8 protein-coding genes and 2 pseudogenes are annotated in these 13,181 nt (G+C 39.2%); 7 read left to right on the top strand and 3 right to left on the bottom strand.

Annotation, left to right across the window (positions count from 1 at the left end; genetic code table 11):
- Positions 1 to 631 precede the first annotated feature (631 nt).
- The gene (gyrA, locus tag BHE89_RS21445; protein ID WP_069368012.1) at positions 632 to 3,259 is read right to left on the bottom strand and encodes a DNA topoisomerase (ATP-hydrolyzing) subunit A; all 2,628 of its coding nucleotides are present in this window, start codon (positions 3,257 to 3,259) and stop codon (positions 632 to 634) included.
- A gap of 172 nt (positions 3,260 to 3,431) precedes the next feature.
- Between gyrA and ubiG the strand changes: the two genes are divergently transcribed.
- From ubiG to tyrP, 6 genes and pseudogenes are all read left to right on the top strand, one after another.
- Positions 3,432 to 4,169: a bifunctional 2-polyprenyl-6-hydroxyphenol methylase/3-demethylubiquinol 3-O-methyltransferase UbiG gene (ubiG, locus tag BHE89_RS21440; protein ID WP_069368011.1), complete on the top strand. Its 738-nt coding sequence runs from the start codon at positions 3,432 to 3,434 to the stop codon at positions 4,167 to 4,169.
- A gap of 350 nt (positions 4,170 to 4,519) precedes the next feature.
- Positions 4,520 to 6,808, top strand: a complete 2,289-nt coding sequence (gene nrdA / locus BHE89_RS21430; protein WP_069368009.1) for a class 1a ribonucleoside-diphosphate reductase subunit alpha — start codon at positions 4,520 to 4,522, stop codon at positions 6,806 to 6,808.
- 11 nt (positions 6,809 to 6,819) lie between these two features.
- Positions 6,820 to 7,950, top strand: a complete 1,131-nt coding sequence (gene nrdB / locus BHE89_RS21425; protein WP_069368008.1) for a class Ia ribonucleoside-diphosphate reductase subunit beta — start codon at positions 6,820 to 6,822, stop codon at positions 7,948 to 7,950.
- Between the two features lie 25 nt (positions 7,951 to 7,975).
- Positions 7,976 to 8,254, top strand: a complete 279-nt coding sequence (gene yfaE, locus BHE89_RS21420; protein WP_069368007.1) for a class I ribonucleotide reductase maintenance protein YfaE — start codon at positions 7,976 to 7,978, stop codon at positions 8,252 to 8,254.
- Between the two features lie 90 nt (positions 8,255 to 8,344).
- Positions 8,345 to 8,579: pseudogene (locus BHE89_RS21415) on the top strand (YgdI/YgdR family lipoprotein).
- Positions 8,580 to 8,761: 182 nt separating this feature from the next.
- Entirely contained in the window at positions 8,762 to 9,973 is a 1,212-nt protein-coding gene (tyrP, locus tag BHE89_RS21410) for a tyrosine transporter TyrP (protein WP_069368005.1), read from the top strand.
- A gap of 91 nt (positions 9,974 to 10,064) precedes the next feature.
- Here tyrP and BHE89_RS21405 read toward each other — a convergent pair whose 3' ends face one another.
- Positions 10,065 to 10,607: a YfaZ family outer membrane protein gene (locus BHE89_RS21405; protein WP_069368004.1), complete on the bottom strand. Its 543-nt coding sequence runs from the start codon at positions 10,605 to 10,607 to the stop codon at positions 10,065 to 10,067.
- A gap of 283 nt (positions 10,608 to 10,890) precedes the next feature.
- Here BHE89_RS21405 and BHE89_RS21400 point away from each other — a divergent pair.
- Positions 10,891 to 12,346, top strand: a pseudogene (locus BHE89_RS21400) (catalase).
- 84 nt (positions 12,347 to 12,430) lie between these two features.
- Here BHE89_RS21400 and BHE89_RS21395 read toward each other — a convergent pair.
- On the bottom strand, positions 12,431 to 13,181 hold a 751-nt coding region (locus BHE89_RS21395), incomplete at its 5' end, for an AbaSI family restriction endonuclease (RefSeq protein ID WP_216081039.1).

Genomic DNA, 13,181 nt, shown 5'->3' with positions numbered 1-13,181 from the left:
ATTTGTTGGCCGACAGGTAAAGCATTACCTAAAGAAGATAGTAATTGTAGAGTCAGTCGCCGAAGCTGGATTTTAGATAACACCATTCCGCCAACTTTAAATAGTTCACAATCAGCAGTTTCATTAAGCTTATGAAGTGAAAATGGCCCTTCATAAAATAATGAATTTTTCATACTTGGGTTTAAGTTAATTTGTTCTTGGTGACGTTCTGCAAGGTATTGTAAATCACGGATAGTGCCAGAGGTTTGTCTAAAGAAACCAAGGGAGATTAGTATAGTTATTTACTATACTCTTGTCGAATATCGGATTTAGTATCATTGAAGATATTGATAAGGTAAAACATGGTTAACAATGCGCCCATTGCCCACAACATAATACCTAATATGCGAAAAAGGTAGCGGGAAATTTTTAACGATGTTTTAAAGGACGAGAGATATCTCAAACAACCACCCTAATCAATATTCCTATCGCATAAGCAACTTATTCTATTCTAGCAGAAGTTACTGCATGTCTGAATGATATGATCTTTATCATCAGGATAATTTTTTCTGATGATAAATTGTGCCTACCACATAAAAAAAGCAGGCAATTATGCCTGCTTTATTTTATTTATACACCAAAATAATAAATATTATTCTTCGTCCGCATCATCTACTGAATCTGAATCAGGTGCTTCGGATGATTCATCGTTAATCACTTCATTAACTTCATCGTCGTCTAATGCATCATCTTCATCTTCAACACGCTGCAAGCCAACAACCAACTCACCTTCCGCTGTACGAATTAAAGTAACACCTTGTGTATTACGTCCAACAATGCTGACTTCAGAAACACGAGTACGAACTAATGTACCTGCATTGGTGATCATCATAATTTGGTCAGTTTCTTCAACTTGAATTGCACCAACAACTTTACCGTTACGCTCACTCACTTTAATAGAGATAACGCCTTGTGTTGCACGATTTTTCGTTGGGTATTCGCTTTGAGCTGTACGTTTACCATAACCATTTTCAGTTACGGTTAAGATATCACCTTCACCACGAGGAATGATGAGTGAAACCACTTTATCGTCATCACTCAATTTCATACCACGAACACCGGTCGCAGTACGCCCCATTGGGCGAACACAATCTTCTGCAAAGCGAACCACTTTACCTTCGGCAGAGAACAACATCACTTCGTTAGTGCTATCGGTTAAATCAACACCAATTAACTCATCGCCTTCATTTAAATTAACGGCAATGATACCTGCACTACGAGGACGACTGAAATCTTGCAGAGGTGTTTTCTTCACGGTTCCGCTTGCCGTTGCCATAAAGACAAACTTATCTTCTTCATACTCTCTTACTGGCAAAATAGCGGTAATACGTTCATTTTGTTCAAGAGGTAATAAGTTGATAATTGGACGACCACGCGCACCACGACTTGCCTCTGGTAGCTGGTAAACTTTCATCCAATAGAGACGACCACGGCTTGAGAAGCATAAAATCGTATCATGGGTGTTTGCCACCAATAGACGATCGATAAAGTCTTCTTCTTTAATTCTCGCTGCTGATTTACCTTTACCGCCACGTCGCTGTGCTTCGTAATCAGTAAGTGGTTGATATTTTACGTAACCTTGATGAGAAAGTGTCACTACAACATTTTCTTCATTGATCAAGTCTTCGATATTAATATCCGCTGTATTTTCAGTGATCTCAGTACGACGAGGATCGTTATATTGATCTTTAATCGCATTTAGCTCTTCACGAATGACTTCCATCAGACGCTCTGGGCTTCTTAGGATATGTAATAACTCAGCAATTTGGAGTAATAGCTCACGATATTCATCTAACAGTTTTTCATGTTCAAGGCCTGTCAGTTTCTGCAAACGCAGATCCAAAATAGCTTGAGCTTGTTGCTCTGTCAGATAGTACTTACCGTCATGCACGCCATATTGTTGCTCTAACCATTCAGGACGAGCAACATTGCTGTCGCCAGCACGCTCTAACATGGTAGAAACACTACCTAAATCCCAAGGTTGTGCAATTAATGCCGCTTTTGCTTCTGCTGGATTTGGTGCTTGACGGATCATTTCAATAACAGGGTCAATGTTCGCCAAGGCAACAGCTAATGCTTCTAAGATATGGGCACGGTCACGCGCTTTACGTAATTCATAAATCGTACGACGAGTAACAACTTCACGACGGTGACGAATAAAGGCAGAGATAATTTCTTTTAAATTTAATAGTTTTGGCTGACCTTGGTGAAGAGCAACCATATTAATACCGAAAGAAACCTGCATTTGTGTTTGTGAGAATAAGTGATTTAATACCACTTCACCCACAGCATCACGTTTGATTTCAACGACAATACGCATGCCGTCTTTATCAGATTCGTCACGTAGTCCGCTAATGCCTTCAATACGCTTATCTTTAACAAGCTCTGCAATTTTTTCAATTAAGCGAGCTTTATTCACTTGATAAGGAATTTCTGTCACGATAATCGTTTCGCGACCTGTTTTCTCATCAGTTTCGATATCAGCCTGAGCACGGATATAAATTTTTCCGCGACCAGTACGGTAAGCATCTAAAATTCCTCTGCGGCCATTAATAATAGCCGCCGTCGGGAAATCAGGCCCCGTAATATGTTCCATCAACTCTTCAATCGTGATGTCTTCATTATCAACGTAAGCAAGACAACCGTCGATAACTTCGCCTAGGTTATGTGGAGGAATATTTGTTGCCATCCCTACCGCAATCCCTGAAGAACCATTGACTAACAAGTTTGGAATACGGGTTGGCATTACTGCCGGAATATGTTCTGTTCCATCATAGTTAGGAACAAAATCAACCGTTTCTTTTTCCAAATCCGCCAGCAGTTCATGGGCGATTTTCGCCATACGAACTTCGGTATAACGCATCGCAGCCGCCGAGTCACCATCAACTGACCCGAAGTTACCCTGCCCGTCAACCAACATGTAACGCATAGAAAAAGGCTGTGCTAAACGAACAATCGTTTCATAAACAGCACTGTCACCGTGCGGGTGATATTTACCGATAACATCCCCAACAACACGGGCTGATTTTTTATAAGGTTTATTCCAATCGTTTCCTAGTACATTCATCGCGAAAAGCACTCGGCGGTGTACTGGCTTCAGTCCGTCTCGAACATCGGGTAATGCGCGTCCTACAATAACAGACATCGCATAATCCAAATATGAGCTTTTCAGCTCTTCTTCGATATTAACTGGTGTGATTTCTCTGGCAATGTCGCTCATGGAGCCACTGTCCCTCATACTACGGATTCAAAGGTTTAGAACTATACCACAAATCGCCAATTTTTGGAAAAAGGAAACAACTAAATTAATGATCGTTTCTCTATTCTCTTCGATTTCGGCGTCTAACGTTGGTAGAATCATGACAATATAAAAATAGGAGTAATACTTTCTGATGAATGATAAAACAACCTCTTTACATGCTAACGTGGATCAGCATGAAATCGACAAGTTTGAAAGCGTCGCATCACGGTGGTGGGATCTTGATGGTGAATTTAAGCCATTGCACCGCATCAACCCACTAAGACTCAACTATATTCAAGAACGCGCTGACGGCCTATTTGGAAAAAAAGTCCTCGATGTTGGTTGTGGTGGCGGTATTTTGTCTGAAAGTATGGCATGCGTTGGGGCTGAAGTAACGGGGCTTGATATGGGTACAGAGCCATTACAAGTTGCACGTTTGCACTCACTCGAATCAGGTATTCCTGTCACTTACATTCAAGATACCGTTGAAAACCACGCAAATGAAAACCCACAAACTTACGACGTTGTTACTTGCATGGAGATGTTAGAACACGTTCCTGACCCATCTTCTGTTGTAAGAGCCTGCGCCAAACTGGTAAAACCAGGTGGACATGTTTTCTTTTCAACCATCAATCGTAATAAAAAAGCGTGGCTAATGCTGGTCGTCGGTGCAGAGTATATTCTGAATATGGTACCTAAGGGCACACATGATGCTAATAAGTTTATTCGTCCATCAGAATTACTGAGTTGGGTCGATGAAACCGATTTACGTAGCAAAAATATGATTGGTTTACATTATAACCCTATCACTGATAAATTCCGATTAGCGCCAAATGTTGATGTGAATTATATGGTGCACACACAATCGACACATAACTCGAATTTGTGAAATTGAAAGTTTGATTTGGTTTAATAAAACATCAAACGATCACATTTTTTTAAAAATTGACTTTACATCGATGTCACTTGAATTTGTGTTTCTTACTGCCTGTATTTATGCAGGGTACAGGCAGTTATTAAAAAATTTATCCCCTATTTATCCACAGAAACAATCAGATTTGTACACTTGATCAATCTCTCAATTACCTTTATCTTGTTATCACCATTTGAACCAACCCCTATATATTGTGTTTCCTTAAATTTCACACCACAAGACTCCTTGGCACAGATTGTCATCGGGAGCGTTTTTTTGCGGTATAAAATTTCAGGTAGCACTAATGCAAGAAAGGTGCATCGCTCATGAATCACAGCCTACTCGTTACAAAACGTGATGGTCATAAAGAACGCATTGACTTAGACAAAATTCACCGTGTTATTACCTGGGCCGCAGAAGGTCTAGAAAATGTCTCTGTATCTCAAGTTGAATTACGTTCTCAGATTCAGTTTTATGATGGTATCAAAACTGCTGATATCCATGAAACGCTGGTAAAAGCGGCTGCAGACTTAATCTCTGGTGAAACGCCTGATTATCAGTATCTCGCTGCCCGTCTTGCCGTATTTAATTTACGTAAAAAAGCGTATGGTCAATTTGAGCCACCGACACTGTATGAGCACGTTAAAAAATTAGTCGATTTAGGCAAATACGATCGCCATCTTCTTGAAGATTACACACAGGAAGAGTTCGAACAGATGAATAGCTTTATTGTTCATCAACGTGATATGAATTTCTCCTACGCCGCGGTTAAACAATTAGAAGGTAAATACTTCGTTCAAAACCGTATTACAGGCGAAATTTACGAAAGCGCACAGTTCTTATATGTTTTAGTTGCAGCTTGCTTGTTCTCTCGTTATCCACAAGCAACACGTATGGACTATATCGAACGTTTCTATAATGCGATTTCAACCTTTAAAATCTCATTACCGACGCCAATCATGGCGGGTGTAAGAACACCAACTCGTCAATTTAGCTCTTGTGTTTTAATTGAGTGCGACGACAGCCTTGATTCTATCAATGCGACATCAAGTGCGATTGTGAAATATGTTTCTCAGCGTGCAGGTATTGGGATTAATGCAGGTCGTATTCGTGCATTAGGTAGTGCTATTCGTAATGGTGAAGCATTCCATACGGGTTGTATCCCATTCTATAAACACTTCCAAACTGCGGTAAAATCTTGCTCGCAAGGTGGTGTTCGTGGTGGTGCGGCAACCTTGTTCTATCCATTATGGCATTTAGAAGTTGAAAGCCTGCTGGTACTGAAAAATAACCGTGGTGTTGATGATAACCGTGTTCGTCATTTAGATTACGGCGTTCAATTAAACAAATTAATGTATGAACGTTTAATCAAAGACCAGAATATTACTTTATTCAGTCCTTCTGATGTCCCTGGTTTATATGATGCATTCTTTGCTGATCAAGATGAATTTGAACGTTTATATGTGCAATATGAGAAAGATAAGAGCATCCGCCAAAAACAAGTTAAAGCGGTTGAATTATTCTCATTAATGATGCAAGAACGTGCCTCAACTGGTCGTATCTATATTCAGAACGTTGACCATTGTAATACACATAGCCCATTTGATCCGGCAATTGCACCAATTCGCCAATCAAACTTATGCTTAGAAATCGCACTGCCTACTAAACCATTAAATGATATTAAAGATCCTAATGGTGAAATTGCACTGTGTACATTATCTGCATTTAACTTAGGTGCAATTGAAAATCTTGATGAATTAGAAGAACTTGCTCGTTTAGCTGTTCGTTCATTAGATGCGTTATTAGATTACCAAGATTATCCAATCTTAGCAGCCAAACAAGGTGCAATGGGTCGTCGTACCTTAGGTATTGGTGTCATTAACTTTGCTTATTATTTAGCGAAGCACGGTGTTCGCTACTCCGATGGTAGCGCAAATAACTTAACCCATCGTGCATTTGAAGCCATTCAATACTATTTATTAAAAGCATCTAATGAATTAGCGAAAGAACAAGGCGCATGTCCATGGTTTAATGAAACCACTTACGCTGAAGGTATTTTACCTATTGATACCTATAAAAAATCATTGGATGTACTGACAAAAGAACCGCTGCATTACGATTGGGAAGGTTTACGCAAAGACATTAAAGCGCACGGTTTACGTAATTCAACACTGTCTGCGCTGATGCCATCAGAAACATCTTCACAGATTTCGAATGCAACAAATGGTATCGAACCACCTCGTGGTTATATCAGTATTAAAGCCTCTAAAGACGGTATTTTACGTCAAGTGGTTCCTGAGTATGAGCGTTTAAAAGGCGCTTATGAATTACTGTGGCAAATGCCAAGTATTGAAGGTTACTTGCAGTTAGTGGGTATCATGCAGAAATTCGTTGACCAAGCAATTTCAGCAAACACTAACTACGATCCTACTCGTTTCCCTAGCGGTAAGGTTCCAATGAACCAACTGCTGAAAGATTTGCTGCTCGCTTACAAATATGGTGTAAAAACACTTTATTACCACAATACCCGTGATGGTGCAGACGATGTACAGGGTGATCTGGAAGTCGTTGAGACAGAAGATTCAGATTGTGAAGGCGGCGCGTGTAAAATTTAATTGAGGAAGCTATGTCTTATACTACTTTTTCACAAGTTAAAAATGATCAACTTCAGGAGCCCATGTTTTTTGGGCAATCTGTTAACGTAGCGCGTTATGATCAGCAAAAATACCCTATTTTTGAAAAGCTAATTGAAAAACAACTCTCCTTCTTCTGGCGTCCAGAAGAAGTGGACGTTTCTCGTGATCGTATTGACTATAATGCGTTGCCTGATCATGAAAAACATATTTTTATTAGTAATTTAAAATATCAAACACTGTTGGATTCAATTCAAGGAAGAAGCCCTAACGTGGCTTTCTTACCTTTAATCTCAATTCCAGAGTTAGAGACATGGGTTGAAACATGGTCATTCTCTGAAACCATTCACTCACGTTCTTATACACATATTATTCGTAATATTGTTAACGATCCGTCCGTTGTATTTGATGACATCGTTGAAAATGAAGAAATTTTAAAACGTGCGCGTGATATTTCTTCTTATTATGATGAATTAATCAAGCTGACCAATCTTTATCACATGTATGGTGAAGGTGAACATCAGGTTAAAGGTAAAACAGTTCATGTCACATTACGCAAATTAAAGAAACAGCTTTATCTGTGCTTAATGAGCGTCAACGCACTAGAAGCGATCCGTTTCTACGTTAGTTTTGCCTGTTCATTTGCCTTTGCAGAACGTGAACTGATGGAAGGTAACGCGAAAATCATTAGACTCATAGCGCGTGATGAAGCGCTACACTTAACAGGTACACAGCATATGCTGAATTTATTGCGTTCAGGTCAAGATGATCCTGAAATGGCAGAAATTGCAGCTGAATGTGAGCAAGAGTGTTATGACCTGTTTGTTGAAGCCGCTGAGCAAGAAAAAGAGTGGGCTGAATACCTATTCTCTGAAGGCTCAATGATTGGTTTAAATAAAGATATCCTTTGCCAATATGTTGAATATATTACAAATATTCGCATGCAAGCTGTGGGTCTTAAATTACCATTTAAAGCGCGCTCTAACCCTATTCCATGGATCAATGCATGGTTAGTGTCTGACAACGTTCAAGTTGCGCCTCAAGAAGTGGAAGTCAGTTCTTACCTCGTGGGTCAAATCGATTCACAAGTTGATACTGATGACTTAAGTAACTTTGAACTGTAATACTGAGAAATAATAGCGATACGTTATGGCATCTCATAAAGTGACCCTGCATCAGCAGGGTCCTTCAAAACCACTAGAATTCCATACTGACACCCATCCTTCTTTGCTTGATGCATTAGAACACGGGAAAGTCCAAATCGAATACCAATGTCGCGAAGGCTACTGCGGCTCTTGTCGTCTACGTTTAGTGAAAGGCAAAGTTTGTTATCACAATGAGCCTTTAGCCTTTATTCAGCCTGATGAAATCTTACCTTGTAGCTGTCACCCTATCAGTGATATTGAAATAGAAATTCACTCTGAATAATTTGAATCATCTTAATTTGAGCTTTTTTCTAACACTCTTGTTCAACTTTGACTAAGGTTAAGTTAACACGATAAAAAAAGGAAAAGCATTATGAAATTAAAGTCTATTTTCTCAGTCATTGCTATTTCTACCTCAATTCTGCTCGTTGCAGGCTGTTCAAAGTCCGCAAAAAATAGAAACAGTAAATGGGGAAACAATTTTAACAACAGATAAACCCCAAGAAGATGAAGCAACTGGATTAATTACCTACAAAGATGCAGAAACAGGACAGCTTAAACAAATTAATCGAGATCAAATAAGACGAATGGTAGAGCTTGACGATTAAGTCTCTTATAAACCTTCCTCTTTAAGCGCCAATTCATATTTATGATTGGCGTTTTTTTTATTCATAAAACATTTTTTGTAAACTAATGATTACACTGTACGTAATTAAAATTTGACAGAAATTTACCATTCTTATACTCTGCTTTTCAAGTAAATAAAATAGTCTCGTGAACAGAGGATCTTGTGAAGAATCGCACTATAGGCAGTGTTTTTATTGTTGCAGGAACAACAATTGGGGCAGGTATGTTGGCAATGCCACTTGCTGCGGTGGGTATTGGTTTTAGCACAATGATGCTATTACTTATTGGCTTATGGTTATTGATGAGCTATACCGCATTATTGTTGGTGGAAGTTTATCAATACAACGATCCCCATACTGGTCTTGGCTCTATCGCAAAACGCTATCTCGGTATAGGCGGTCAAGTTATCACTGGACTCGCACTATTGCTATTAATGTATGCGCTAACAACAGCTTATATTAGTGGTGCAGGTGAACTCCTTTCCTCCACCCTCTCATCTTGGATTGGTCATGAGCTTTCTGTCACACAAGGTATTATTATCTTTACAGTGATTGGTGGCGCTGTGGTAGGAATTGGGACAACATCGGTTGATATGATTAACCGTCTATTATTTACCGCGAAAGTTTTCTTCCTCATATTTATGCTGATTGTGATGTTACCTCACGTTGAATCAGTAAACTTAACCTCAATGCCTGTGGCGTATGGGCTTATTCTTTCTGCTATTCCTGTTATTTTTACCTCATTTGGTTTTCATGGGAGTGTGCCAAGTATTGTCAGTTACATGAATGGGGATATTAAAAAGCTACGTATTATCTTTATTATTGGTAGTGCGATCCCACTTGTTGCTTATATTTTATGGCAAATTGCCACGTTAGGCGCTATCCCAACAAATACTTTTATGGGAATTATGGCGCAACAATCTGGATTAAATGGCTTACTGACAGCTATTCGTGATGTTGTTGCGACACCTCGCGTAAATATTGCAGTTAACCTATTTGCCGCATTAGCTTTAGCGACTTCATTCCTTGGTGTTGCATTAGGCTTATTTGATTATCTCGCTGACCTATTCAAACGCAGTAATCGCGCAACTGGGCGCATGCAATCAAGTCTATTAACGTTTGTACCGCCTTTACTGTGTGCGCTTTACTTCCCTAACTTTGTGCAAGCTCTAGCCTATGCTGCTATTGCGCTGTCAATCTTAGCGTTGCTTCTACCGGCTTTATTAGTATGGAAAGTCAGACAAGAAAAACACGGGACAGATAAATACAAAGTTAAAGGTGGGAAAGGTGCATTAGGTATTGTGTTTATTTGTGGACTCGTTGTAATTGGTATTCAAATCGCGATTACTTTTGGTTTATTACCTCAAGTAGGCTAACATTTTTATATCCGCTTTCTTATAGGCAATAAAAAAGCAGGTGCAGTTCATTGTGAACACCTGCTTTTTTGATTCAAAGATAGCGCTGGGATCAGAAACTTAAACCCGCTCCCACATAGAAACCATCCGCTAATTTATTGTTGCTTCTATTATGTGAGTTTTCGATTTCAATCACACGATAACCCGCATTAACATGCAGTGGTTTAAATACCATTAATTGAGCCCCCACATCGGCTTCATAATAAGATTTACTGCCAGAGGTTAACCCTTCTGGAGATGCATAAGCTTCTCCATACACACTTAAAGAAGGCAGAACATTCCAGTTAAGACCCACACCACCCGCTAAAGCGGCACCATCATCACCATTTTTTGGTGATAAGTAGAGTGCTTTACCTCCAACACTCGCTGAGAAAGGCCCTAATGGCAATGCGAATTTTGCACCGAGGCTACCTGTCTGACCATCATGATCACTACGTGCCCAGTTTCCGTTAAAAGAAAGACCCGCTGTAGGATCACCTAAACCAGCGCGAACATCAGTATAATGTTTCCCTGCTTGAATATTCATTGATACTGCATTGGCATTTCCAGCCACAAACAGTGCACTTATTGCGCCGACCAATAAATATTTTTTCATTGTTATTACTCCAGAAAATAATTATCCAAACTTATAATTATACAGCAAATTTATTAAACAAATTGAGTGAAAATTGAAAGATAACCTGTAGAATTTTCAATCTATGTAAATAAGTTACGTCTATTAATATTATTGGTCTAATTGGTTTTATTAATGAGTTTAATATTGCTAAAGTGGAATTACGGTCAATATAAACCATAATAAATATAAGGCTGTTCGCTTAGTTTTATTCACGCATGCTATTTTTTAGAACGTTAACTATTTCATAAACTGGAGATATGTGATGGAAAAGAAAAAGCTCACAACGGCGTCAGGCGCACCGGTTGTAGACAATAATAACTCGATGACAGCAGGCCCTCGTGGTCCAATGTTACTTCAAGATGTCTGGTTTCTAGAAAAGCTGGCTCACTTTGATCGTGAAGTTATTCCAGAAAGACGTATGCACGCGAAAGGCTCTGGTGCTTTTGGTACATTTAAAGTCACTCACGATATTACAAAATATACTCGCGCTAAAATTTTCTCTAAAGTGGGTAAAAAAACAGAAATGTTTGCGCGTTTTTCGACAGTTGCTGGTGAAAGAGGTGCAGCAGACGCCGAGCGTGATATTCGTGGCTTTGCGTTAAAATTTTATACTGAAGAAGGTAACTGGGATATGGTGGGTAACAACACTCCTGTTTTCTACCTTCGTGATGCTCTGAAATTCCCTGACTTAAACCACATTGTAAAACGTGATCCTAAAACTAACCTACGCAATATGGCATACAAATGGGATTTCTTCTCACATTTACCAGAAGCATTGCACCAATTAACTATTGATATGAGCGACCGCGGTTTACCACAAAGTTATCGTTTTATTCATGGTTTTGGTAGCCATACTTATAGCTTTATTAACAAAGATAATGAGCGCTTTTGGGTTAAATTCCACTTCCGTTGCCAGCAAGGCATTAAAAATCTGATGGATGATGAAGCTGAAGCGCTAGTCGGTAAAGATAGAGAAAGCTCGCAACGTGATTTATTTGATGCTATTGAACGTGGTGATTTCCCTCGTTGGAATTTACAGATCCAAGTGATGCCAGAAAAAGAAGCGTCAAAAGTCCCTTATAATCCTTTTGATTTAACTAAAGTTTGGCCTCATGCGGATTATCCTTTAATCGATGTAGGCTATTTCGAGTTAAATCGTAATCCTGAAAACTACTTCTCTGATGTAGAGCAAGCGGCATTTAGCCCTGCTAACATTGTTCCAGGCATTGGCTTCTCGCCAGATAAAATGTTACAAGGTCGCCTATTCTCTTATGGTGATGCTCACCGCTATCGTTTAGGTGTTAATCACCATCAAATCCCCGTCAATGCACCACAATGCCCATTCCATAATTATCACCGTGATGGTGCAATGCGTGTTGATGGCAATAGTGGTAGTGGCATTACTTACGAGCCAAATAATGGCGGAATGTTCCAAGAACAGCCTAATTTTAAAGAACCACCATTATCAATTGAAGGTGCGGCAGATCATTGGAATCATCGTGAGGATGAAGATTATTTCAGTCAACCACGTGCGCTGTATGAATTACTGAGTGATGAAGAGCATCAACGTATGTTTGCGCGTATAGCAGGTGAGTTAGTGCAGGCAAGTAAAGATACACAAAAAACGTCAAATTGCCCTATTTAAGAAAGTTCACCCTGAATATGGCGCTGGCGTTGAAAAAGCAATGAAAGCGTTAGCGAAAAAAGACGCTAAATAACCGTATAATAAGAAGCCTTGTGAGCAACTCGGCACTCATGCCCCTAGTAAAAAGCTAGGGGCATATTTTATATTAAAGAAATATTTAATTATATGAATTAAAGACTTTTACTTTAGTATTAATTCGTTTAAAAATATTTACTCCTTCTACGGATTGATTCTTATCTATCTGAAAAACCCCTAGAAACCGATATAACACTCGGTTAAGTTCATCTCGAGAATGAGCCATAACAATACGATAATCCCAATCTTCGATATAGTTGTTATTGACTTCAAGACTTTTCTCTGTGATCCATTCACCATCACGAGAAAGCTCATTATCCCAAACACCAGCTTTATAAAGACGAGGAAACCACACCATTGTACGACCAGATAAACCAATCGCTTTTACAATATTTTCGGGTAACTTCCAACTACCAGACTGGTGATGCCCTTTATTAATATAGCCAAAGCACTCTAAAGCATCACGATGGTAGCGAAAAATAGCATGAGGCCCAACTTCCATAAAACCAGCATTTATGTGGCGCTCAGCTGTATATTGTGCGTTATAGTCCCAAGGTAGAAAATTCTTTTGCGCCTTTAGCTTTTCTTTAGTGTCTATAAGCAAATTAACAAATTCGTCTATACTAGCATTTAACTGTTCTAGAGTAACGTTACTAGCAGGGATCCGATTTTCGATAAAACCAGTAGTTTCAATAATATCAAGCCGTCTAATTGCATCTGCTTTTTTAGCCTCATCACTATCGTGATGCTCTTCATCTATTTCCAAATACAGCTCAAGTTTGCGGAAAGAATAAATCAGCAAGATATATTTTACCTGGAGAGTTTGATTTCCG

This window comes from Shigella sp. FC1967 (genome assembly GCF_001743005.1).
GTDB lineage: Bacteria > Pseudomonadota > Gammaproteobacteria > Enterobacterales > Enterobacteriaceae > Proteus.
Note: the sequence above shows the minus strand (reverse complement) of the source record. Positions and strands in the feature narration are given on the sequence as shown.

Bases quoted from the DNA above. Each gene is read 5' to 3' on its own strand.
- gyrA (WP_069368012.1), bottom strand. From the start codon at position 3,259: ATGAGCGACATTGCCAGAGAAATCACACCAGTTAATATCGAAGAAGAG.
- ubiG (WP_069368011.1), top strand. From the start codon at position 3,432: ATGAATGATAAAACAACCTCTTTACATGCTAACGTGGATCAGCATGAA.
- nrdA (WP_069368009.1), top strand. From the start codon at position 4,520: ATGAATCACAGCCTACTCGTTACAAAACGTGATGGTCATAAAGAACGC.
- nrdB (WP_069368008.1), top strand. From the start codon at position 6,820: ATGTCTTATACTACTTTTTCACAAGTTAAAAATGATCAACTTCAGGAG.
- yfaE (WP_069368007.1), top strand. From the start codon at position 7,976: ATGGCATCTCATAAAGTGACCCTGCATCAGCAGGGTCCTTCAAAACCA.
- BHE89_RS21405 (WP_069368004.1), bottom strand. From the start codon at position 10,607: ATGAAAAAATATTTATTGGTCGGCGCAATAAGTGCACTGTTTGTGGCT.